The sequence below is a fragment of the Sessilibacter sp. MAH3 genome, from assembly GCF_054658275.1.
Window position 1 is genome coordinate 31,327 of sequence record NZ_BAAGIE010000009.1, and the last position, 23,369, is coordinate 54,695.

17 protein-coding genes are annotated in these 23,369 nt (G+C 44.9%); 6 read left to right on the forward strand and 11 right to left on the reverse strand.

Annotated features, from left to right (window positions below):
- Nucleotides 1–233: 233 nt before the first annotated feature.
- Together ACYQ2C_RS07290 and ACYQ2C_RS07295 are read right to left on the reverse strand one after the other, a co-directional pair.
- Nucleotides 234–839, reverse strand: a complete 606-nt coding sequence (locus ACYQ2C_RS07290) for a hypothetical protein (RefSeq protein WP_460101315.1) — start codon at nucleotides 837–839, stop codon at nucleotides 234–236.
- Nucleotides 840–1,711: 872 nt separating this feature from the next.
- Nucleotides 1,712–3,244, reverse strand: a complete 1,533-nt coding sequence (locus ACYQ2C_RS07295) for a DUF3612 domain-containing protein (protein ID WP_460049803.1) — start codon at nucleotides 3,242–3,244, stop codon at nucleotides 1,712–1,714.
- A gap of 105 nt (nucleotides 3,245–3,349) precedes the next feature.
- On the opposite strand from ACYQ2C_RS07295, the gene ACYQ2C_RS07300 reads away from it, so the two are divergent.
- Nucleotides 3,350–5,530 carry a malate synthase G gene (locus ACYQ2C_RS07300; protein ID WP_460101313.1) on the forward strand — a complete coding sequence of 727 codons (2,181 nt, stop codon included), beginning with the start codon at nucleotides 3,350–3,352 and terminating at the stop codon, nucleotides 5,528–5,530.
- Nucleotides 5,531–5,581: 51 nt separating this feature from the next.
- Nucleotides 5,582–7,177: an isocitrate lyase gene (locus ACYQ2C_RS07305; RefSeq protein WP_460049799.1), complete on the forward strand. Its 1,596-nt coding sequence runs from the start codon at nucleotides 5,582–5,584 to the stop codon at nucleotides 7,175–7,177.
- Nucleotides 7,178–7,244: 67 nt separating this feature from the next.
- Here the strand turns inward: ACYQ2C_RS07305 and ACYQ2C_RS07310 are convergent, their stop codons facing one another.
- The 8 genes from ACYQ2C_RS07310 to ACYQ2C_RS07345 all read right to left on the reverse strand — a co-directional run bounded on the left by ACYQ2C_RS07310 (nucleotide 7,245) and on the right by ACYQ2C_RS07345 (nucleotide 14,189).
- A complete protein-coding gene (locus ACYQ2C_RS07310) occupies nucleotides 7,245–7,592 on the reverse strand; it encodes a hypothetical protein (RefSeq protein ID WP_460049797.1) in 348 nt (115 codons plus the stop codon).
- 259 nt (nucleotides 7,593–7,851) lie between these two features.
- Complete coding sequence (locus ACYQ2C_RS07315) at nucleotides 7,852–9,021, reverse strand: DUF3570 domain-containing protein (protein WP_460101310.1); 1,170 nt, start codon at nucleotides 9,019–9,021, stop codon at nucleotides 7,852–7,854.
- Between the two features lie 12 nt (nucleotides 9,022–9,033).
- Complete coding sequence (locus ACYQ2C_RS07320; RefSeq protein ID WP_460049793.1) at nucleotides 9,034–9,258, reverse strand: DUF4266 domain-containing protein; 225 nt, start codon at nucleotides 9,256–9,258, stop codon at nucleotides 9,034–9,036.
- On the reverse strand, nucleotides 9,255–9,764 hold the full coding sequence (locus ACYQ2C_RS07325; RefSeq protein ID WP_460049791.1) for a TlpA family protein disulfide reductase: 510 nt from the start codon (nucleotides 9,762–9,764) through the stop codon (nucleotides 9,255–9,257). The genes ACYQ2C_RS07320 and ACYQ2C_RS07325 overlap by 4 nt, the downstream gene beginning before the upstream one ends.
- A 58-nt stretch (nucleotides 9,765–9,822) precedes the next feature.
- Nucleotides 9,823–10,470 carry an outer membrane beta-barrel domain-containing protein gene (locus ACYQ2C_RS07330; RefSeq protein ID WP_460049789.1) on the reverse strand — a complete coding sequence of 216 codons (648 nt, stop codon included), beginning with the start codon at nucleotides 10,468–10,470 and terminating at the stop codon, nucleotides 9,823–9,825.
- Nucleotides 10,440–11,189 (reverse strand): SH3 domain-containing protein, encoded by a 750-nt coding sequence (locus ACYQ2C_RS07335; protein WP_460049787.1) that lies wholly within the window; start codon nucleotides 11,187–11,189, stop codon nucleotides 10,440–10,442. Before ACYQ2C_RS07335 ends, ACYQ2C_RS07330 begins: the two co-directional genes overlap by 31 nt.
- 31 nt (nucleotides 11,190–11,220) lie before the next feature.
- Nucleotides 11,221–13,902, reverse strand: coding sequence for an HzsA-related protein (locus tag ACYQ2C_RS07340; protein WP_460101307.1), 2,682 nt, complete (start codon nucleotides 13,900–13,902; stop codon nucleotides 11,221–11,223).
- 203 nt (nucleotides 13,903–14,105) lie between these two features.
- Complete coding sequence (locus ACYQ2C_RS07345; RefSeq protein WP_460101350.1) at nucleotides 14,106–14,189, reverse strand: sortase B protein-sorting domain-containing protein; 84 nt, start codon at nucleotides 14,187–14,189, stop codon at nucleotides 14,106–14,108.
- Nucleotides 14,190–14,569: 380 nt separating this feature from the next.
- On the opposite strand from ACYQ2C_RS07345, the gene ACYQ2C_RS07350 reads away from it, so the two are divergent.
- From ACYQ2C_RS07350 to ACYQ2C_RS07360, 3 genes are all read left to right on the forward strand, one after another.
- Entirely contained in the window at nucleotides 14,570–15,817 is a 1,248-nt protein-coding gene (locus ACYQ2C_RS07350; protein WP_460101305.1) for a hypothetical protein, read from the forward strand.
- A gap of 9 nt (nucleotides 15,818–15,826) precedes the next feature.
- Nucleotides 15,827–18,256, forward strand: coding sequence for a LamG domain-containing protein (locus tag ACYQ2C_RS07355; RefSeq protein ID WP_460101303.1), 2,430 nt, complete (start codon nucleotides 15,827–15,829; stop codon nucleotides 18,254–18,256).
- 72 nt (nucleotides 18,257–18,328) lie between these two features.
- Nucleotides 18,329–19,930: a hypothetical protein gene (locus ACYQ2C_RS07360; protein WP_460049779.1), complete on the forward strand. Its 1,602-nt coding sequence runs from the start codon at nucleotides 18,329–18,331 to the stop codon at nucleotides 19,928–19,930.
- 92 nt (nucleotides 19,931–20,022) lie between these two features.
- Here ACYQ2C_RS07360 and ACYQ2C_RS07365 read toward each other — a convergent pair whose 3' ends face one another.
- Nucleotides 20,023–21,114, reverse strand: a complete 1,092-nt coding sequence (locus ACYQ2C_RS07365) for a polysaccharide deacetylase family protein (protein ID WP_460101301.1) — start codon at nucleotides 21,112–21,114, stop codon at nucleotides 20,023–20,025.
- A 442-nt stretch (nucleotides 21,115–21,556) separates the two neighbouring features.
- Between ACYQ2C_RS07365 and ACYQ2C_RS07370 the strand changes: the two genes are divergently transcribed.
- A complete protein-coding gene (locus ACYQ2C_RS07370; RefSeq protein WP_460101299.1) occupies nucleotides 21,557–23,368 on the forward strand; it encodes a hypothetical protein in 1,812 nt (603 codons plus the stop codon).
- The last annotated feature ends 1 nt before the right edge of the window (nucleotide 23,369 follow it).

Genomic DNA, 23,369 nt, shown 5'->3' on the forward strand with positions numbered 1-23,369 from the left:
AAGCGATATTGTTCTCATTTAAAACGGATGCGAGCTTTGTTCAGAGTTTTTCTGCGGGTATTGAGCAGGCGTTTGTGCGACGGCTTTTGGGGATGGTGTTTTGTTCGGAAAAGTATTGGCGTGATTTTGCGGACGATAATTGACTTTTGGGTAATTAAAGGTAGATATCATTGGGCGTTGTTGTAGAGGCCTCTGATCAATTCAAAGATGAGTCAATCAGAGGCTTTAATGGGTTAATTTTCTACCCAATTAAAGTGATCGGTGGCTTTTAGGCATTGGTCGGTGTTGAAGGCGTTTGCGGCATCTGCAATAAAGATTTGCAGAGCTTCAGATGCGGGGTAGCTTAAGTATTGAGAGCAATAGGCACTTTGACCGGGACCGACAACAATCTTTTGCTGTGCTTTTAGTGGACAGGATACGAGGCGATCCAGTGGCGACCATTGAAAGCAAATTTCATATTGTTCTCGATATTCAGAGGTGCTGCCTTCTGGTTTGAAGAAAGCCCACCATTGGCCGAATTCACTATTCGGATTGGTGCTGTTCCAAGCTCTAAAAAAGTCTGCCGGTAATTCTTGTGTGCTTTCGTATACTTGGCCTTTGCATAAACCTCCTTTACCCGCTTCTCCCAGTGCTTTATCCAGTAACTCTTGGTCATCGACCGCTTTAAAGTACTGCTCGAATTGAGCGGGGATTTCCGTGCTGCCCGGACAGCTTTCGCTGACAGACGCCACGTTATCTGTCTCTTTCGTTTGCGTGTTTTTGGTTGCTGACAGGTCGGTGAAGGTTTCGCATCCAGAAACAATGACCGTTAAAAGTGTTGTGAGCAGAATTTTGTTCATGTTCAGTCCAGTTGTTAACAAGAAAAGAGCGAGTGTTATTTTTATATCTCACGCTTTGAACTGGTATTTCTGGCAAGTTTTACGAATATTTTTTTTACAATTTTCATTTTTTGGAATTTCTGTAATTTACAGAAGTGTTTTTACTATGTTTTGTTTTAAGGCCGCAGTTTTTTTTGCGGGCATAATTTAATCGGTAGTTCTTAAATACCGTGCTGTTGTATTCGTACATGTTTTTTAAAAATATAAATGCATTAGAGCACGAATTTGGGTGGCGTAATCTTTGTTGATCGCCATAAAATAAGTTGGTGATCAGGGAGTTCTTAGGAATCTCCGATTAACTCCGTCATGATTTAATCACTGAGTGTAAATTGACGATTCCATGTTCAGACCCTTCACAACTATCATCGCTTAATGCTCTGGAAATACTTTATTGCTGAAAGCTCTGAGTTAATCAGAGTTTTCTATCATGATTAAAAGCCGTTGTTGAGATTGATACAACATGCTGGATTAAACATTTTTTGTATGATGGAGGATTTTTTGAGACCTATTATTTAAAAGCTTTTTGTCAGCTGTTTTGATTTTTAAATTATTAGCGAGATTGCTGACACTTCTGATTAACCGGTAAAAAATTAAACAAGGTTTTTGGTGATTAAAAAAATGCTGACAGAGCTATAAGTTTTAGTTGAGATACCTCTGATCAACGCCTCTTTAATTTAACCAGAGGCTGTAATCAGAAGTGAATGTAGCAAGTGCGATTACCAATTTATTTGCTATTTCGACTGTTTGTTTTCGGTTTTATATCTTCAACTACATCGTTAACGAAGATTGCAACACGTCCGAGATAGGCAGCTTTGGATAAATCGGAGTTTTCCTTAAATATTTACGCAGGAATAGCAGCTGGGCTTTCTTGGACATACAGCACCTCGTGAACAAATAACGCGGGCGGAACTGTCTAGGCCGCGTTTCACCCAAGAGATATTTAAAATCCGCGCGACACGAGTTAATTCTTTCTGTATTGAGTCGGGAATTTTTGCGGAACCGCCTGCGGCGACACAGGTTTCTTTTAGGCTCTGTGCAATTTCTTGAGCATTTTGCATCTGAGTATCTAAAGCGGGGTTAAGATCGATACCCGCACACAATACGTGGCTGTTGCCGGCTAAATCTTGTACTTTGAGCGATTCACAGGCGTAAATTCTTGGGCCGTCTCCGGCATCTAACACCGAAATCTGAGCCGAGGTTCCATCCGGGGCATCAACGTTGGTGATCATTCTGAATACAGCCCAGTGCTGGCAAGGGTCTTCTACCAGGCGCATGTTGCCCCAAGGCAGGGGAATGCCATTGCCGCGATACACTGCTTTGAGTGTGCCCGGTGCGTAGGCATCGAAATAATGCCAGTGTGGATAAGGCGAAACTGCGGTCATTCTGCGCATCACAACCGACGGCGTTACGCCAATGGTTTTGTGCACGTCAACACTGTAGGCAGTGCGATCAAGCAGTTGTCTGAAGGGTACTTTCGGGCACAAAAGGGCGCCGGCGAAGAAGCTACATTCGAAGTCTCGCCATGCTTGCAATATATCTCTAGGGTCTACATCCGATGAATTCGATAAGTCGAACCGACCTTGCTCTACGTTAAAGCCTTGGCTTCTGCCTGCCATTAATAAGCTCTTTACGCCGTCTTTGTCGTGCAAAATACAGTGACCAATGTGTACGGCTAGGTCGTATTTCATGCGAGCAGGTTGGGTTTTTAAGATGTTGTTAAGGCAAATTTTATTGGGTGACTCGAAATACGAGCGCACCATGTTGTTTGAGCGCACGCCAAGCTCATCGGCAATTTCTTCTGGTACACTGTCAAACCAAACGACTTCTAAGCCGAGTCGCCCAGCGATTGCAATCATATCGTGCTGATCTAAAGGCATACGCTTTTGACCAACTTCCTCAGCAGCGCGCTCTAGGTCAGGAAAGTGATTGCGATGGTATTCCTGATAAGCGCGGATTAATAATTGCGCAAATTGTCTACCGGTTGTTCCGGTTTGGACTAACATTTCAGGAAGGGCAATTTGCAAAATCTCATTTGAGAACAGAAAACTGGGCTCCAGTGCCATACCGCTAAGGCCACCACGGTTGGTTTTCACAGGACTGATCGCTTCATCGGAAGACACATCGTCTAAAAACCAGCCAATGTCTTTTTGAAAAACCTCCGCAATTACCCCGAGCATATCTTCACTGGGGACACGCTTTCCTCGCTCAATCATGGAGAGATATGACACCGAAGGGGCGAGATCTGCGTTGATCTTCACGCAACGTGACGATAAGTCTTCCATTGTTAAATGGTTGCTTTTACGCAGATTACGGATCTTAGTGCCGAGGAAATGGGATTTTCTAAGTAAGTTGTTTGAATTCTTCATTTTTGTGAAATTAACAATGTGAAATTTTTATTGTGAAATTTTAGTTAAAAAATTACTACACTAGCAACATGTTTCAACAGCAACTAAAACGCGAAGGGCAATCTCATGAACCAATCCACTGAAGCACCGAGACCAATCGACATGTCCCGGATTAACCAGGATTTGTATTCGTTCATCCAAAACGAAGTGTTGCCGCTCACCGATGTCAAATCAGAAGAGTTTTGGGCAGGCTTCCAACAGCTTATCGAAGACTTGGCACCGGTCAACAAAGAATTACTTGCAGTACGTGATGAAATCCAAGCCAAGATTGATCAATGGCATTTAGAACGCCAAGAAGGTTTTGAGCAAGCAGAGTATCAGGAGTTTTTGAAAAGCATAGGTTATTTGCTTGAAGAAGGTCCGGATTTCCAAATTGAAACCGCAAACGTTGACGAAGAGATTGCTTCTTTAGCAGGCCCTCAGTTGGTTGTACCTGTTAAGAACGCGCGCTTTGCATTAAACGCTGCCAACGCACGTTGGGGTAGCTTGTACGATGCGTTGTACGGTTCTGATGTTATCTCTAAAGAAGGTGAGTTAGCGCCAGGTAAAGAATACAACCACGCTCGCGGCGCGGCTGTTATTGAATACGCAGCAGAATTCTTAGACAAGTGCTTCCCACTTGCTAAAGGTTCGCACAAAGACGTTTTGCAATACTCCGTTTTCTCAAGCCATCTATTGGCTTACTTCGACGGCGGTATTACTTCTGGTCTAGAAAGCCCAGGACAATTCGTTGCTTACGATGGTGACGGCAACCACCCAGAATCCATCGTATTGAAGAATAACGGTCTTCACATTGATCTAGAATTGATTCGTAACGATCAAAAAGACAGCAATCACAACTCAACTATTACCGATATTTTGGTTGAGTCTGCGCTAAGTACCATTATGGATTGCGAAGACTCGGTTGCAGCGGTTGATCCTGAAGACAAGATCGAAGTTTACAAAAACTGGTTGGGCCTAAACAAAGGTGATCTAGAAGAGAGCTTTGAAAAAGGCGGCCAAACCTTAACGCGTAAAATGGCTGATGACCGTCACTTCCACACTCCGTTAGGTGGTGACTACAACCTTCACGGTCGTTCGTTGATGTTGGTGCGTAACGTTGGTCATTTGATGACAACAAGCTTAATGACCACCAGCACTGGCGAAGAAGCACCGGAAGGTATTGTTGATGCAGTTGTTACATCTTTGATTGCGACTATCGACCTTAACCAAAAAGGTAAATACCGTAACAGTCGTACTGGCAGCATCTACATCGTTAAGCCAAAAATGCATGGCCCTGCTGAAGTTCAGTTCACCTGTGACTTGTTCACACGTGTTGAGCAATTGCTTGGTCTTGAAAAGAACACCTTAAAAGTCGGCATTATGGATGAAGAACGTCGCACCACGGTTAATTTGAAAGAGTGTATCCGTGCTGCTAAAGAGCGTGTTTTCTTCATTAATACTGGCTTCTTAGATCGTACCGGTGACGAGATTCACACCAGCATGTTAGCAGGTGCCTTTATTCCTAAAGGTCAAATCAAGTCACAACCATGGATTGCTGCTTACGAAAACTGGAACGTGGATATCGGCCTTGAGTGCGGATTCACTGGTAAAGCGCAAATCGGTAAAGGTATGTGGGCGATGCCAGATGAAATGGCCGCCATGATGGAACAAAAAATTGGTCACCCAAAAGCTGGTGCTAGCACCGCATGGGTACCTTCGCCTACAGCTGCAACTTTGCACGCAATGCACTACCACCAAGTAGATGTATTCGCGACGCAAGAAGAGTTGAAAGGTCGTGAGCGAGCTTCTTTAACCGATATTTTGACCATTCCGTTGATGCCGCATGGTATGCAACCGACTGCCAAAATTATCGAAGCAGAACTGGAAAACAACGCGCAAGGTATCTTGGGCTACGTTGTTCGCTGGATTGATCAAGGTGTTGGCTGTTCGAAAGTACCTGATATCAATGGCGTAGGTTTAATGGAAGACCGTGCAACTTTACGTATTTCTAGCCAGCACATTGCGAACTGGTTGAAGCACGAAATTTGTACCGTAGAACAAGTTAAAGAAGTTATGCAGCGCATGGCTGAAGTTGTAGATCAACAAAATGCCGGTGACCCTAATTACCAAAATATGGCGCCAAACTTTGAGCAGAGCGTAGCCTATCAAGCTGCAGAAGCTTTGGTTTTTGAAGGCACAACACAGCCTAACGGCTATACCGAACCACTACTACATGCTTACCGCCAAAAAGCGAAAGCACTGTAACTGAAAGAATTTAACGCTGGACTCTCAACGTATTACCCAGAGGAGATTGACATGAGCAATTATTTAGAAAAAATCCAAGCCGCAGCAAGCGTTATTGATAAGAACGGTAATGCATGGCGTGAAATTAATCCTGAATACGCTGTGCGTATGGATCTTCAAAACCGCTTTAAAACTGGTTTGGATATCGCTCGCTACACTGCCAAAATTATGCGTGAAGACATGGCAGCTTACGACCAATCTCCAGCAAACTACACTCAATCTTTGGGTTGCTGGCACGGTTTTATCGGTCAACAAAAATTGATCGCCATTAAAAAGCACTTTGGTCAAACCAAAAGCCGTTACTTGTACCTTTCTGGCTGGATGGTTGCGGCACTTCGCTCTGATTTCGGTCCATTACCAGACCAATCAATGCACGAAAAAACCTCTGTTGCTAACTTGATCGAAGAGCTTTACACCTTCTTGAAACAAGCTGACGCTCGTGAACTTCGTCATATCTTCAAAGAATTAGACGCAGCTCGTGCAGCAGGCGACAAAGCAGCTGAAGAAGCGGCAATCGCTAAAGTTGATAACTTCCAAACTCACGTTGTGCCAATTATTGCGGACATCGACGCTGGTTTCGGTAACGAAGAAGCAACTTACTTGCTTGCTAAGAAAATGATCGAAGCGGGTGCTTGCTGCATCCAAATCGAAAACCAAGTATCTGACGAGAAGCAATGTGGTCACCAAGACGGTAAAGTAACCGTTCCACACTCTGACTTCTTAGCAAAAATCAACGCTGTTCGTTACGCGTTTATGGAGCTAGGTGTTGAAGACGGCGTTATTGTTGCTCGTACCGACTCTTTAGGTGCTGGTCTTACCAAGCAAATCGCGGTTACTAACGAACCAGGCGACCTTGGCGACAAATACAACAGCTTCCTTGACGGTGATTACATCGAAAGCGCTGACGACATTGCTAACGGTGACGTTGTTGTTAAAGCAAACGGCAAGTTGCTTAAGCCTAAGCGTTTGGCTTCTGGCTTGTTCCAGTTCAAAGCAGGTTCTGGTGTTGACCGTGTTGTACTTGACTGTATTACTTCACTACAAAACGGTGCAGACCTTCTTTGGATCGAAACTGAAAAACCACACGTTGGCCAAATCGCCGAAATGGTTAACCGTATTCGTGAAGTTGTGCCTGATGCGAAACTTGTTTACAACAACTCGCCTTCATTCAACTGGACTCTAAACTTCCGTCAACAAGTATTCGATGCTTGGGCTGCAGAAGGTAAAGACGTATCTGCTTACGACCGTGCTAAGTTGATGTCAGTTGATTACGATGCAACCGATCTTGCGCAAGAAGCTGATGCTCGCATTCAGTCTTTCCAAGCAGATGCATCACGTGAAGCGGGTATTTTCCACCACTTGATCACTCTACCAACTTACCACACCGCTGCATTGTCTACTGACAATCTTGCGAAAGGCTACTTCGGTGACCAAGGTATGTTGGCTTATGTTGCTGGCGTACAGCGTAAAGAAATCCGTGAAGGATTGGATTGTGTTAAACACCAAGACATGGCTGGTTCAAATATTGGTGATGATCACAAAGAATACTTCTCTGGTGACGCTGCACTTAAAGCAAGTGGTAAAGACAACACCATGAACCAATTCTAATTTGGTTATTGTTTGTTCATTTTAAACCGAGCGCTTGAAGCCCGCATTTATGCGGGCTTTTTTTAAGTTAATCTTTTATGATCATCTTGGTTGCCCTGCCATACATCGTTGCGTTATTAAATTCAGACAAGCAGCCGTTTACATAGGCGTAAACTTCCTTCCCAGCTAGCAAAGCTGATAAAGCCATTGTATATCGGCGATCCAAGTAGTCAGCATTCGCGCGATCCACAATTAAAGTATTACCGGTGCTAGTGGTTGTGCACGATTCTGTGTGATCGCGACCATCAAAAGTGATAAGTAAATATCCGGTATCAGACAAGTTAACAGAAGTTATTTTGTGGAATCCATTTCCTGATCCAGCTACTGCGTTAAATGAAGCTGCGGCAAAAATTAAAGATACAAAAAGTTTATTCACGGTTGAAGTTCCTTTGTGAAATGAATTGCGATATAGCGTTAGGTTCCGGTTTGAACAAAGGATTATATTGCTGAGTAATATTTATTATAAATAAAATATATTAATTTTATATTTTTGATTTTTATTATTAATAATTAAGTGAGTGCTTAATTAATTCTAAAGTAGGGGGAGAGCACGGATCTTTGAGAAGTGGCCTAGCTAACAGATTATTAAGCTAGGCTAATAGGAGTATATTTTTCAATGTTCTTATACTGTCTTGCTAATACCAAAACGATAAATACAGTCTGACTACGTCGGCTTCAAAGCTGTACAGGGGTTCTTCGCCAATGGCGAATTCGCCGTTTTGGTTGGCGGTTAGGTCTCTGAAGTTGTCGTAGTCGAATTCGATGCGGTCGTATTGAAGGTTGATGGTGGTTTTGTCGAAAGCTGAAAGCCATTTGGCTTTAAGTTCGTAGGAGATTCCAAAGCCAAATTGAATACTGGTAAAGGTGCTGAGTTCTTTGTCGCGGGCAAAAAAGTTGGTGGCGCCATCAAAGGGTAGTAGGTCTGAGTAGAAATCTGCTTGGGTTTGGTCGTTGGTTCTAACTCGCGCTTCTAGAATTAAGCCTTGTACGCTTTTGAGTGGATGAACGTAACGAATTTCGTAGTTTTCTGCTTCTACACCAAAGCTGTCGGAATAGGTGCGATAGTCGGCACGTAATGATGCCCGGTAAGGTAGATAGTATATGCCCTTAATAGAAAACGCATCGCTGTTGCGAGTGTTGGGATAAAGCTCGCTGCGTGAAGAGGCGGTTGTGCCATCGCCAGTTAAGAAACGCACTTGACGATAGGGGTTATTTAAAAAGCCCTGATCGGTAACGGTTTCGGCATTTAGGCTTAGCAAAAAGTTTTTGGTAATAACTTGGGTGAGTCCGATACGAAAGCGCTTCGAGTCGGAAAACTCTTCAAACTCAGGATCGCCTGTACGGCCAATGGTATTTTCACCGTAGGTGAAACCAATCGATAAGGTAGATAAATCACCAAAGAAATCTTGGCTAAAACCAATGTTGTAGGTTTCGGCTTCAAAGTCATTTTCGTTACTGTTGGTGTAACCAAAACTCATAATGGTTTTGTCGTACAGATAATCTGCACCAACACTGAATTCTTCCCGCTCTTCGGTATACGGACTACCAAAGGTCATTACGTCAATGGATGCACCGGTGACTTCATCGACATAATAATTACCGTAAACCGAGACTTTATCGGCAATATTTTTACGAACCAAAATAGATGGACCGTCGATTTTTACACCGCCGCCATCGTAAGAGTGGTAGAGAATATCGGCTCGATCTTCGGGCAGCACAGCGGCATTGCTTGTATTTAACAAACCAAATGACGCGGTTAACAGGACGAATGAACGCAGAAACAGTATTGCAGCAGTTTTATTCATAATGCTTTCAGATTAGTTACAACCGCAGCCACCGCCAGAACCGCCTTCGGCTCCACGTGCTGCTTCACGAGCGTCATAAACGTGATTGATGTAAGCCGCTGCTACAGGATCACGCTCAAAGCTCATAATAGGATCGGCCAAATTTTGGCGTTCATAGGGTTTTACCCAAGGTTTTATGGTGCAGCCCATCAGCATGAGCAAACACCATAAAAGGATCAGTTGAATCACTCGATTCATTCGCGGATCAACTCTTTAACTTGTGCGCGGTAGTCGTCTTCGTAACCTGGTTTGTAGCCGCGATGCAAAAAGCGCATGTTGCCGTTGCGATCAACCAATACGCTGGTCGGCATGGCGTCTACATCAAACAACTGGCTTACGGAGCTTTGTGAATCGTATAGAACTGGGAATGTAACAGGGATTTTTTTCAGCATGGCATCAGCGGCAGATTGTTCTTCATCAATGCTGATACCAATGACTTTAAAGCCAGCGTCGCTGTAGCGTTGATGCAGTTCATCCAAAAGCGGCATTTCTTGGCGGCAAGGGCCACACCAAGATGCCCAAAAGTTGATGAACAACACTTCGCCGCGATGCTCAGACAGGCGGAAGTTCTCGCCGCCGCGTTGTTTAAGCGTAAAGTCAGGGGCTTTAATGTCGAGCTCTACCGATGCATTGGCGGTAGATGTCATAAGTGTTAGTCCCAGAGCCAGCGTTGCCAATGGAGCTAATAGTTGTTTAAGAGTCATATCCTTAATCCTCGATAATCTGTTAGTTGGGCCAATTTGAACGGACGTATGACAACAGTTAGAAATAAATGTTGAATCCTAATGTGGCCTCTAGGTTATTCGTGCTTACTGTTTCGCCAAAAATATCGTGTTCAAAGATGTAATCACGAAAATCCAGACGAATACTTAGCCAGTCTGTTGGAAAGACATTCAGGCCGGCGCCAACGTTGTAGGTAAACTGCTCTTCGTCGGCAAACTCGGTGCTTCCAATTCCGGCAATCAAATAAAAATTGGTATTCAGAGCTCTTTTGGAGCCAAGAAACACTTCTCCGGGTAAAAAGTTATAGCCAACAGACAGATTGTAGTAGGTGACGTCGCGTTGATCATCTGTCAATAACTGAATGTCACCCGATAGACGCTCGAAGCTGGTTTCGCTAAGAGAGCTTTCTGCGTAGGCCGCTTCGATAAAAAAATCTTCACTCACATGATACGCAAATCGAACACCGACGACGTCGTTACTGCCAAAATCTTCGATATTGATCACACCAAAGTAGAGGCCGACTTCAAAATCTTCTGTGTCTAGATCACTTTCTTTGATTTCGCGACGCTCCAAATCTGGAGTAATAATCGCTTCTAAAACATCATCATCTTGTGCGTAAGAAACCGAACTGATTGCAGTCGCAACTATGGCAAGGCCTAAAAGAAAGCCGTTATTCCGAGTCGCCATTCGTTAATCTCCTCATTTTCGTTGCGATCCGTGACCAGTGTGTTGTTGTTGTATTGCAAGCGTGCAACAAAACGACGTCCAATATAACCGTAAATTCCGCCACCCACTTGAAGAACGTCGTTAGTGCGATCTTCGGTGCTCACCAGAGTTGCATCTGGGCTGATATCAATTGTGCCTGCGCCTAAAGTTACAAAGGGAGTGATTCTCCAGTTCGTAAATGGTGTTAACACAACGTTTGCGGTAAACATGCTGCTGTCTGAGAAGTCGCCAACCACCTGAGTTGCGTGAGCTTCAAGAGCGATGTTTTTGTTGAGATGCCAGCCCACATAGGCGCTTATGGAGTCAGAATTTTCGAACTGCCCAGCCGAAAAGCCAAGTTCAAACTTGCGGTTTGAGAATTGTTCAAATCCCGGCGTAGAAAACGCTACCACTTCGCCGTTTACGCCACGAGTTTTGTTAACGTCACTGACGTGAATCCAGCCTTTTTTTCCACGCTTGGTTTTTACTTTAATCCAGTCGGTGCGCTGTTTTAGTAGCTCAATGGTTTCGCCTTTTTCAAGGGCATGAAAAACAGGGTAGCCTCGGCCAGGGCCTGTGTGAACATCAATGTATCCTGTATCAACTATGACGTTGGTAGCGTCTTTGGCCAAACACGCAGGCGTGATGAACAGTAGACTACAAACGCAGATTAGGCGAGTGAAGTAAGTAGGCAGCGACAAAATATATTCCGTATTTTTAGCGAGTTAATGCTCAATCTTCCGGAGCATCAAAAGGGTTATTGTAATACTGTGCGCCTAAATCTAGCCACTCACTAATGAGTTTTAGTTCAGCGTCGGACAAGAATCCCTCATGGCTGGCTCCAGCTTCGAAAATATCGAAGAAAGAGCTCGCTTGTGCATTGTTAGCAATCATGCTGCGAACTACAGGGAAGGTTATGATATTTATTACTGGTATTGGTGCGCCATTTTCATCAAGGATGATGTTGCCGTTGGCGTCTGTCTCAAAAATGACATTGCCGTTTTCATCCCGAGCGAATTCTTCTTCGGTTCTTTGGACGAGGGCCCCATCAACAATGGCATCCTCGGTATCATTAGCCAATAGTTCTCTAAATGAGCGAAATTGCTGATTCCCGTCTAATGGCATTTGGCCGAGTTCGAGCTGACCTGCCGGAACCTGAAGTTGATCCATAGCATCACGAGTACTGTGACAAACTGTGCAGGTGTTGTTGCTGATTTCGTTACCATTGATATCAAGCGTGATGCGTTCTAAATCCCAGAGAGGTTGAATGTGGTCGGGGTAGTGGATGATGGTTCTACAGGTTGCGTCCCAATCATCTTGGCAGGCCTCAATGGCTGGTGCTTGTGTTTCTAGGTCGGCATACAAAAAGGAGAAGCTCGGGTCTTTTGGACGAATATTCGGGTCGGTCCAGTCGTCGACAAAAATCAAATCGACGCTGGGTTCACGAATGCCGTTAATGCGAGCAAAAGTCTCAGCCATGGTTTCGCCTTCAAAGGCGATAAGTAGAGGTTCGGTATTTGGGAAGTTGAAGCCGTTTGTCGGTGCGCCGGGGTTACTGGATGGTTGACTCGCATCGAGGCGACGCAGTGCAATGCTCAAATCATTGGATTGAATGTTTTCACCAGGGCGGGCGGTAAACCACGTTGGGCTGGTTCGGCTAATACGTTGACCTTGGGCGTTGGTGATGGATACGGTTAATGCGACATCGGTTGGAACCAACGTCATTACCGAGCCGTCGGGCTCAACAGGCACATACCCAATTATTTCGCGCATCGAGTTAGAAAAACCAAAAGCGGAGCGATCGAAGTCGAACACGTCATCGTCTGGAATGCTAACGGCTTTTTCTATTTTTAAGAAGCGAGCCGGACGTTGCGCCGCTGTTGTAAGTACAGGGTCAGCGAGCCTTGCGATACCAATGCTGGTATCTTCGCCGTTAGTTTCGTAAACGTTGCGAATGTGCAGTTCGGCAAGGTTAGCGTCAACCTGCATTTGATCAAGCTCGACGCCGGGTTGTCGATCGGCCAAGAACAAATCTTCTGCTCTCGCGCCAAAGGAGACCACATCGGTGTACATGACACCGACTGTAGCCGGAAAGATTGGCAGAAGCGTTCGGGCGGATAAATCGTAAATCCAAAGCCCATACAATGGTTGTGCTTCGGTAATGCCTTCAATTGTAAAGTTATCGTCGGTACAGGCGAGTGTCGCGCCGGTATTTGGATCTTCTAATCGGCAGTTTGTCCAGCTCACGAGCAGTCTTGAGGTACTGTCAAACAGGTCTGTAGCCGCGGCGAAGTACCCATTCAGAGAAATAGTATTTGGGTTGTTATCGACAGGAATCACACCAAATGCCAAGGATTCTTGCCCGCCGGTCATGTCGGCGTCACCGGGGTTGTCGACATTTATGGGCAGGTTGATGTCTTGGTTAGCGTCACTGAAATTATCAATATCAATTGCAACTATGTCGCCGCCCCAGTTGGTGGAGTTACGCGTTCGAAGTAGGGCGAGCATCCTGCCATCGGCCATAGGTTTCGGATCGAAAAAAACCGCTTGTGAGCCTTCAAAGCCTGTGGTTTGACTGTTATAGCCATATAACTGTTGATTGTCTTGACCGTCTGGGCGAATGCTAAACAGTGAAACACGGTTGGTTCGATCTTTGTTGCTCCAACGATTGAATACGATTTGTCCGTTGGCGATCACGGTGGGTTGTAAGTCGTGGCTTTGATTGTAAGTGATTTGTTGAATATTAATGCCGGTATTTTCCATGACGTGCAGTACAAAGCCATCTTCAGCGTTAGCTTCTGTTTGAGCGGCATACTGAGGTTTGCCATCGTCGAGTAAGACGGCACGGCTGCGCTCTTGGCGAGTAGAAGAAAAAACAATTCTCCCATCAGGAAGATAGTGCGGGTTCACATCTTGGCCTGCCTCGGCGGTGATGTCATCGACTATGATTCGGCGCAGAATATTTTCCGCAAGGTTGTATTCCCAAATGTTCCAAGTGGGCTGTTCGTCGTCATCGGCGTCTTCGATTTCAGGCGCTCGCATTGCAAACAGCAACAATTCGCCGTCGTTGGATACGCTCAAATCTTTTACATCGTAAAGCTCGCCTTCGGCAAACACTCCCTCAGTAACAATAAACTCCTGTGCATCTGAATCGGCTCGTTCACGAATAATCAACTCGGCCCCTGGGAAAAATTGCGTTGGGTCGAGCAGTTCGTTAGCAATCATATCGCCGTTATCATCAACCGGTATTGGTCGGCGAATGTATGCGATGGGGATATCTTGAACAACCACATCGGGCTCGTCGCCCGAACTGACACCACCATTGCCTCCGCTGGAGCCTGCGCCGCCGCAGCCTGTAAGTGCTATTGCTAAAAGAGTTGGCAGATACAGACGATGATAACGACGTAACAACATGGGGTTTCCCAAATGATGGTTAAATAAGGTGCTCGGTAAGGCTTTGGCCTAAGTAGCAACCGACGCAGACCAGTTAAATTGCTCTGAGTAATCTTTTAACGTGTATGAAGTTAGTTTTACTAACACTGAGTCTTCGCACAGACTTTTAATGCCCTGAATTGTCTGGAAATCCGCTAAATCTATCCGTGCCATAATTCACGAAATTAAAAGCACAGCTCGAAAGCACAAGATTCGGGATTTAAAACGGCAAACAGAAAAATGCTAGATTTATCAGATGTTTGATTTATTCATTAGCAATTAATAACTGAGAATACATAATTTAAAGATTATTAGAATATAATTTTGTTATGTTTAGATGTTATTTAAATTTAGACATTAGTGATGCTCTAACTTGAGACTTGTTTAACATCTACTGGCGCGAACAAGTCCTGTCTATCTCGGTTTTTATCCGCATAATATCAGTGAATTTGACTTGGATGCTGGTTTGCCGAGGCAACCATTATTTGCACTGATGATTCCGATAAGAAAGTGCTATTCCTTAAATTTGAAGATTTTGTGTTGCAATAAACACAAGTTTCTAACCATTAAAGGTTAAACTTTGTGGTTAACAACGATGATGGATTCTGTCCATTCAGCTCAAAATACTGAGAACATTCTGCGAAATCACATGATTAGCCTAGATAATGAAATAGGGTTCACCTTGCGAGCGTTTACCAAAAATGTAGCTCAATGTGCTGCTTTTGCTGTAGCTCTAGCTCTTTCAACATCCGTGCAAGCAGGGCCTTTTGAACAGGCCAAACGGATGCATGACCGTTTGGTTGGTGCCCCAGCCACTGAGTCAACGTTATTGGCCATGGCCAATTTAATTGCCGAGGGAAATGGCGTTCAGGCTGCTCGAATAGCCATGAACGATGAGCGGTTTTACAGCGTGACGGTTAAAAACTGGGTGACACCCTGGACTAACCGTGACGAGGACGTGTTTCGTCCGTTGAATGACTACACCGCCACCGTCATTGGTGCGACACGAGATGAAATCGATTTTAGACGTATTCTCTACGACAACATTCTTTACGTTGGTGCTGCGAGCACGGGTGTTGCGGCTTACTCTAACAGCAACAACAATCATTACGAGCAACTCGAATCACGCGGTATCAACCTTCGCGATAACTTAGAGCTGCGAGTGCAATCTGAGGTTACCGGGTTACCGGCCGATGCAGCATCGGGAATCATTACCAGTCGTGCTGGAGCGAGAGCTTTCTTTTTTGCCGGTACCAACCGGGCAATGTTCCGCTTTACCTTGTTGAATCATCTTTGTACCGATCTTGAGCAGCTTCAAGATAACACAAGAATTCCAGACCGAATCCGCCAAGATGTATCGAGAAGTCCGGGTGGTGATAGCCGAGTCTTCCTTAATAACTGTGTGGGTTGCCATTCGGGAATGGACCCTTTAGCTCAAGCATACGCTTATTACTCATGGAATTTTGATGTTGATACCGACCCGACCGGTGAGAATGGTCAGATTGACTACCACAGAGCCGGAGACATTGACCCGGTTACTGGGACTCGTGTTCAAGAAAAATACCTGATCAACAGTAATAGTTTCCCATTTGGATTTATCACGCCTAACGATAATTGGGATAACTACTGGCGCCAAGGAATTAACCGCGCCATCGGTTGGGATGAATCGCTGCCCGGCTCGGGATCTGGTGCGAGAAGTATGAGTATGGAGCTTGCTCACAGTGATGCGTTTGCAAGTTGCCAAGTTACTAAGGTATTTAACACTGTGTGTTTACGCCCACCCGTTGACGCGACCGATCGAAATCAGATTGATGCAATGGTCTCTAGTTTTCAATCGACAAACTACAATATAAAACAAGTGTTTGCAGAGAGCGCAAACTACTGCAAGGGCGAATAGGAGAATATCATGAAGACACTATTCGCATATTTTTCAATTATCTCCCTTTCCTTAGCTCTCGTCGCCTGCGGTGGTAGTAGTGGTTCTGGTGCGGATGTCATAGTAAACCAAGACACCAGTAACGATATTCCACCGATGGTGGTTTATAACGGTCCTGACCCTGCTAATGACGACGTTCAGAACTTCCGGTTAAATGTGTGGGAAAACTTAGCTCGTCCAGATCGTTGTGGCGCCTGTCATGATACCGGTGAAACACCGCCGACCTTTGTTCGAACCGACGATATCAACCTAGCTTATGCCGAAGTTAATGCCTTGGTTGATTTGGAAAACCCCGCTCAATCGCGCCTAGTTACTAAAGTTGCAGAACCGCATAACTGTTGGTTGGCGGTAAATTCCGTATGTTTAACTTTAATTGAAGGCTTTATTCGTGATTGGGCCGAAGCGTCTGGCACTTCTTCAAACTCTATTGAACTGACCGCTCCGGTTTTACGTGACGTTGGTGGTGCACAGGTCTTCCCGCAAGATTCTAGCGAATTTGCGGCGACGGTTTATCCGCTTTTGAGTGCATTCTGTTCAGATTGTCACTCGGAAGATTCATCCACACCACAGCAACCATTTTTTGGCAGTAGTGATGTAGATGTTGCCTACGCAGCCGCTCAGCCGCGTATTGATTTGGCAACACCAACCAACTCTCGTTTGGTAATTCGCCTCAATGAATCTCACAACTGCTGGAGTGATTGTCCAGACAACGCCATCACCATGGCAGAAGCAATTGCAGCCTTATCTGGCACCATTCCTGTGACCGAAGTAGATCCAGCGTTGGTTATCAGTCGCGCGGTTAACTTAACTAGCGACGGCATTATTGCCAGCAGCGGCGGTCGAGTTGAAACCAATCTAATCGCTCTTTGGGATTTCTCAGAAGGTGAAGGACGAACCGCTTTTGATACCAGTGGTGTAGAACCGTCCGTTAACCTAAATCTTACTGGTGATGTTGAATGGGTAGGTGGTTTTGGTATTGATATCGGTGACGGTGGCCGTGCCCAAGCGCCGACATCGCAAAGCCGTAAGCTCTATGATCTTATCACTGCAACGGGTGAATATACCGTTGAGGCTTGGGTCGTTCCGGCCAATGTCAGCCAAGACGGCCCAGCTCGAATTGTCAGTTACTCGGGTTCTGCGAATACGAGAAACCTATTGCTGGGGCAGACTGAATTTGCCTACGATTTTCTTGCTCGCAGCAGTACTTCTGACGCCAACGGTGAGCCCGCTTTGAGCACCGACAACGGCGACGAAATTTTACAAGCTACCTTGCAACATGTGGTTGCTACCTTTGATCCTGTCGATGGTCGACGTTTATATGTGAATGGTGTTCTCGTCGCAGAAGAAGGTGCTGCCGGTGGCAACCTCAATGCTTGGAACAGCAGCTTTGCGTTGGTTTTGGGGTCCGAAGTTGATGGAACAGATCCTTGGCAGGGTGTGATTCGACTGTTAGCTATTCACAACCGGGCTATGTCTCAAGAAGACATCATCAACAACTTTGAAGTCGGTGTTGGTGAGCGCTTCTTCTTACTCTTCAACGTTGAAGAGCACACTAATGTTTCTGAATCTTATATAGCGTTTGAGGTTCAGCAGCTAGACAGCTTCTCGTATCTATTTACCGAGCCGTTTTTCATCAGCCTTGATCCTAATGCAACCATTGGTCAGGTTCATATTGAAGGTATGTACCTTGGTGTGAATGGGCAAGAGGCTGAGGTAGGCCAAGCGTTTGCAAACTTGGATGTTGATATTACGACCGCAAGTTACGATCCAGTGAACGGCCAGGTGCTTTCACGATTGGGTGCTTTGGTACCTTTGGATTTTGGTCCTGACGATGATCTGTTCTTCTTGAGTTTCGATCAAATTGGCAATAGCTCTTTCAATCGTCCGATTCCGACGCCACCAACAGCCGCTCCGGCGCTGGATTTGGAGCCTGTGTCTGATATTGGTATTAAAACCTTTGCAGAGATTAATGCGACTCTGTCATCTGTTACGGGTGTTCCAATTACTCAGGCAAACGTTGCCGAGTCTTACAATACGTTGCAGCAGCAGTTGCCAACCGTTGAGAATATTTCTGGTTTCTTAACATCACATCAAACTGGTATTGCTCAACTTGCTGTCGCCTATTGTAACCAAATGGTGACTACACAAGGCTTAACCGGTCGCGATGCGCTGATTGATACGCTCTTAGATCGTTTACTGGCCAACCGTCTATCCGTCAATTCAGGTCAGGCACTTAACACGCAGCCAGACCCCGAAACTCCGGTTGGTGGCGCAACTCGTTCGGTTCGCAGCGAGTTAGAACAACTTTATGATCGTATTTTGACATCGACTAATGCTAACGCTGCCGCTACTGCGACCTGTGCCGCCGCTGCTGGTAGTGCATTGATGTTGGTTCAGTAATAAACGTTGACAAAAAATTAGTGTTGCTGGTGTGACCGGCAACAAACCCATATTAAAACCTGGATTGGTTGTATGAGCAGACGAAAAAACTTTCGTAATCTTGATGAGCCGTTGTTGTTTAATGACCACAAACCACTGACCCGACGCTCGTTCATCGCACAGGGTTTGGCCGCAGGTGTTTCAAGCATCGTTGGTGGCAGTGTTTTAGGGTTGTTTGCAAACCCTCGTAAAGCTCATGCGACTTTGTCTGATGATATTTTCCAAGTGCTCAATAACACTTGTGGAGGTATAGCTACGGCTGACCGAATTCCGTTCATCTGTTTCGATTTGGCCGGTGGCGCTAACATTGCGGGTTCTAATGTGCTTGTGGGGCAGCGTGGTGGTCAGTTGGATTTTTTATCGACCCAAGGGTATGTCAAACAAGGCTTACCCGCCGATATGGTTCCGCAGGCAGCCAATGTTCAGGCTGGTGCCTCTGATTTTATCAACACCGATTTAGGGTTGGCGTTTCACTCCGACAGCGGTTTTTTGCGTGGTATCTTAGAAAAAGTTTCAGCCGACACCATGGGTCGTACCAACGGTGCGGTTATTGTTGCTCGATCAGAGAATGACACCAGTAACAACCCTCATAACCCAATGTACGGCATCAACATTGCCGGCGGTGAGGGTGAGTTAGTGACCTTGGTGGGTTCGCGCTCCAGTATTTCTGGCGGCAACTCAGAAGCGCCGATCAGTATGATCAATCCAGAGGTTCGCCCAACTAAGGTCGATCGTGCCAGCGATGTTACTGGTTTGGTTGATACGGGTGATCTTGTTGGTCTTTTAAGCCAACAAGATACGGTAGCGGTAATGGAATCTATTTATCGCATTAGTGATCAGAAATTAAACTCTGTTGATACTCGAATTACCGCAGACGATGTAGTTAAAGATTTAGTTCGATGTGGCTACATTGGCGCAGCTGATCTTGCTGATCGTTTTGGTAATCCCAACGACCTTAATCCATTGGCCGATCCTGATCTTGTCGGGCCAGCCGGTGTTTTCTCTTTCGCCGAGTACAACGGTGATCGCGAATTTGAGAAAACGGCCTCCATCGCAAAATTAGTTGTAAATGGTTTTTCTGCGGCAGGTACCGTCACCATGGGCGGCTATGATTACCATACTGGTGATCGTGCAACCGGTGAGTTACGTGACCTTCGCGCTGGTAGGGCTATGGGTGCTTGTATTGAATATGCCGCTAAACTTGGTCGTCCGTTAATGCTTTATGTTTTCACTGACGGTTCTGTCTTCAGTAACGGAAATCGAGATGAATCGGTAGAAGGCCGAGGTAAAGGCGTTTGGACGGGTGACAACCAGCAAACATCATCGGCGTTTTTCTTGGTTTATAACCCAGGTTCCCGAGCAGTACTGATGGGATCAACGCCTAGTCAGCAAGCCATGCATCAACAAATTGGCTTTATGCGCGCCAGTGGTGATGTAGAAACGGCGGCGACCCCGGCATCGAATAACGTGAATTTATTGGTTGAGACCGTGGTTCTTAATTACCTTGCACTGCATAACCTTCAAGGTAATTTCGCTAATCTGTTTCCTAATCATGGTTTAGGTAATGTTACCAGTCGAGATGCGTTAACAGCCTTTGAGCCTATCTTTAACGGAAGTTTATCTAATCCGCTTTAGCTTCAAATACAATTACGTGAAAAAGGCCACTTAATGTGGCCTTTTTCATATCAATATTATGTTTTTAGTTTTCTGATTTTTACATATTAATTTCAATATTCTAAATACCAACTGCCATTCTCGTTCTTTCGATAAAATGGAAAAGACACCCAATAATATCGACCGGTTATATCGCTTGGCGCTGTGCAGTTATATCGACTTCTTCCGATAGGTAATGGCGAATTTGCTTGTACCACCAATGATTGATCTGATTGCTTGGTGACATTGATTTTGCCCTGCCCACTTGCGTAGCAGCTTAGTTGAATGGAATGACTTGATTTTAGTTTTACGATGGGAGTAGAGCTGGTGTGCGGCAGTAACGGATCTAACAAATGTGCGCCGGTTTCACCGTAGATACTGATGCTTTCCAAGGGTAGTGGCAGGCTATTCACCTTATCAGCAAAGGTATCTATTTGTCCGTAGTCTCCTCCAAAGGCAAATCTAGGCAGTGCCTGCCAATCACTATCGGCTCCTACTGCTCCGGAATGCTGAGAGAATCCTATCAAGCCCTTTTCTTTGAGAATTTTCTTAAGTGCTGAATTGAACTCTCCGTAAGGGTACGCGAAAAACGATGCTGTTTTATCGAAGTTTTTTTCGATAAATTCCTGGGCTTCGGTTATTTCTTTTGTGACTCTTTTTTGCCATTGCTGTTGGTTCTCCCCATCGAGAGATCTTATCAAATGTGGATGAGTCATTGTGTGATTGGCGATAATTGCGCCTTGATTCTGAAGATCTCTGAGCTGACTCAGAGATAAATATCCGTTCTTTCCCAACAAAGAGGGATTAATGAATACAACAAAAGGAATATTGTGAGCGTTCAATATCGGCGCAGCATTCGATAGCACCGACTCGTAACCGTCATCAAAAGTAACCAATATCTGTTTTTTTTGGGTGTGATCTAGATCGTATTGATTATTGAGAGAAGCAAACTGAGCAGCGTTTAAAAATTCGAAATTATCTTTAATCAATAATTCTATTTGTTCAGAAAATAGTTTAGGCGTAATGCTGGTAATCTTCGGCGTCTGTTCAGAAACGTGGTGATATTGAATCACAACCGCGGCAAAACTTTTCGCACTGCTGAGCGCAGCAAGTAATGTAAGTGTATTAAATAACGCAAGAGCCCGGTTTTTAAAGAAAGTTTTCATCGTAAAGTGTGCTATTTCAATAGCTTAGTAAAAGGTGAGATAAATGTGGGGCGTTTAAATCGCTGATAAGTTCACTTTTGTAATGAGAATCACTGCCTAGATTGGCCTTAAAAGATTCGCAATCATGATGTGATAGGCTGGGCTTGAATCTTGGAATGTTAATAAGTACTCATTTATGTGACTTGATACACACATGTATAAATTGTTCTTTTGTACTCTGCATCGCAACAGTGCTCAATCTACTAAAATAAATCTAAGTATTTTTGAATCTATATTAAAATTTATACCTACCGAAGTGTTTTAACTACTTTGTATTCAAGGTTCTATCGTATACTGTTCAAGTAAAATTTTAACAAACAAAGCCAGCGACTAAACCATATTTTCAACGCAAAGTTGAAGGGACTTGCTGGACTGAAGAATTGGACTCTCAGGAGAATAGTTAATGAATTTGCAAGCTACTCGCACTGGCAATAACAAGACCTTGGCAGTATTAGCTAAGTTCTTGGTTGTTGCTTTCACATCATTTGTATTGGTCGCCTGCGGCGGCGGTAGCGGCGGTTCTAGTGACAACGCTATCGGTGAGGCTCCTTCTTCTGGTGGTGGCGGATCGGCAACAGGCGAAGATGACAGTGGAACAGTAACTGTTGATCCGGTTGTTAGAATTGGTAACGGTACTGGTGCTAATTTCCAGCTGGGTGTTATTGGTGCAGACGATACTAGCTTGCAGGCCGGTGGCAGCACTACGTTGCGTATTAACTTTGTAGACAGTGATGCGGACCCAGTTACAGCCGTGCAGACGGTAAGTTTTAGTTCGCAATGTTTTGCAATGAATTTGTCTACTTTCAGTCTTCCAACGTTGGAAACTAACGGCAGCGGTTTTGGTACCACTAACTACACAGCGAATGGTTGTAGTGGCGAAGACGTTGTTACCGCGACTGCGGTACTAGCTTCAGGTGACGTTGTCGTTGCTCAGGTCACTTTAACGATTGAAACTGATCAGGTTCTATCGATATCGTTTGAAAGCGCAACGAATGAATTCCTAAGTCTTGCCGGTATCGGTGGTACCCAGACATCTCTTTTAACCTTCCGTTTGGTGGGTGCTCAGGGCGCTAGTATTGTTGGTGAGTCGGTGACTTTTACTACAGATGCTCAAAATAGAAGCGGTGGAGCCAGAATTGCTTCTGGTGCAGAAACAGATATCTCGAATGCTGAAGGGATCGTCAGCACAGTACTACAATCTGGCACAGCGGCTGGTAACGTCCGAGTAATTGTTACGCACGATGCAACTCAAATATCAGCGCAGTCTGACAGTATTGTGGTTTCTTCAGGATTACCCGTACAGCGTTCTTTCTCTCTTTCGCAAACCTCAGTTAATCCTTCTCGCGCTGGCTCTGCCGATGGTATAGAAATCGACGTTAGTATTCGTGCAACCGATCAATTCGGGAACGATATTGCTACTGGAACTCAAGTAAACTTCTTCGCTGAATGCGGACGTATAGAGCCATCGTGTGAAATTGGTGATGATAGTAGTTGTACAGTCACTTGGGAGAGTAACAATGCTAGCCAAGATGATGCTGGACAGCGCTGTTCTATTTTAGCTTTTACAGAAGGAACGGAAACCTTTGCGGATGTAAATGCTAACTTCGTGTATGAAGATGTTGATGTTTTTGATTTGGACGAAGATGACTTACCTGAGCCGTTCCTTGATGCGAATGAATCAGGCTCATGGGAGTTTGGTGAAATCTTCGTAGATCGTGTCTCTGGTCAAGCTAATGTTTATGACCAACCAAATGGCTTTTGGGATGGTGTATGTTTGATTGACATTATTCCAAGCGCGAATTGTGATGGAGACGATACAGCAACTATCTTTGCTCACGGCTTAGTTGTTGGCAGTGGTGATGGCGTTGGATTAACTGTAGAGGTTTATTCTGATGCTGGCCTTACCAATTTAGTAGCATCTTCTAATCATAACGGAATTTTGGAATTAGGAGGTGTGACTTCTGGCTTCTTAAGAATTTTGTTAGAGGACTTTGACATTGAAGGTAATCCTCCGGGTATAGGTACCGATGTTGATATTATGTCTTCAGGTGGTCTCAGTTTTGTCGCGGCCTCAGTAACTATTGATAACAGATCTACACCTTTTCCTGTAACAGTCCCTTTCACGGCTTCAGGTGTTGATGGTGCTATTAATCTAGTTGCTGATAATCCTGATTTAGATGGTGACTTCAGATTTGGAATTGCTGTTTCGCCCTAAT

Coding starts and splice junctions, on each gene's coding strand:
- ACYQ2C_RS07295 (WP_460049803.1), bottom strand. CDS start 3,244: ATGAAGAATTCAAACAACTTACTTAGAAAATCCCATTTCCTCGGCACT.
- ACYQ2C_RS07330 (WP_460049789.1), bottom strand. CDS start 10,470: ATGGCGACTCGGAATAACGGCTTTCTTTTAGGCCTTGCCATAGTTGCG.
- ACYQ2C_RS07365 (WP_460101301.1), bottom strand. CDS start 21,114: ATGAAAACTTTCTTTAAAAACCGGGCTCTTGCGTTATTTAATACACTT.
- ACYQ2C_RS07325 (WP_460049791.1), bottom strand. CDS start 9,764: ATGACTCTTAAACAACTATTAGCTCCATTGGCAACGCTGGCTCTGGGA.
- ACYQ2C_RS07360 (WP_460049779.1), top strand. CDS start 18,329: ATGAGCAGACGAAAAAACTTTCGTAATCTTGATGAGCCGTTGTTGTTT.
- ACYQ2C_RS07340 (WP_460101307.1), bottom strand. CDS start 13,902: ATGTTGTTACGTCGTTATCATCGTCTGTATCTGCCAACTCTTTTAGCA.
- ACYQ2C_RS07355 (WP_460101303.1), top strand. CDS start 15,827: ATGAAGACACTATTCGCATATTTTTCAATTATCTCCCTTTCCTTAGCT.
- ACYQ2C_RS07300 (WP_460101313.1), top strand. CDS start 3,350: ATGAACCAATCCACTGAAGCACCGAGACCAATCGACATGTCCCGGATT.
- ACYQ2C_RS07290 (WP_460101315.1), bottom strand. CDS start 839: ATGAACAAAATTCTGCTCACAACACTTTTAACGGTCATTGTTTCTGGA.
- ACYQ2C_RS07320 (WP_460049793.1), bottom strand. CDS start 9,258: ATGAATCGAGTGATTCAACTGATCCTTTTATGGTGTTTGCTCATGCTG.
- ACYQ2C_RS07305 (WP_460049799.1), top strand. CDS start 5,582: ATGAGCAATTATTTAGAAAAAATCCAAGCCGCAGCAAGCGTTATTGAT.
- ACYQ2C_RS07315 (WP_460101310.1), bottom strand. CDS start 9,021: ATGAATAAAACTGCTGCAATACTGTTTCTGCGTTCATTCGTCCTGTTA.
- ACYQ2C_RS07370 (WP_460101299.1), top strand. CDS start 21,557: ATGAATTTGCAAGCTACTCGCACTGGCAATAACAAGACCTTGGCAGTA.
- ACYQ2C_RS07350 (WP_460101305.1), top strand. CDS start 14,570: ATGATTAGCCTAGATAATGAAATAGGGTTCACCTTGCGAGCGTTTACC.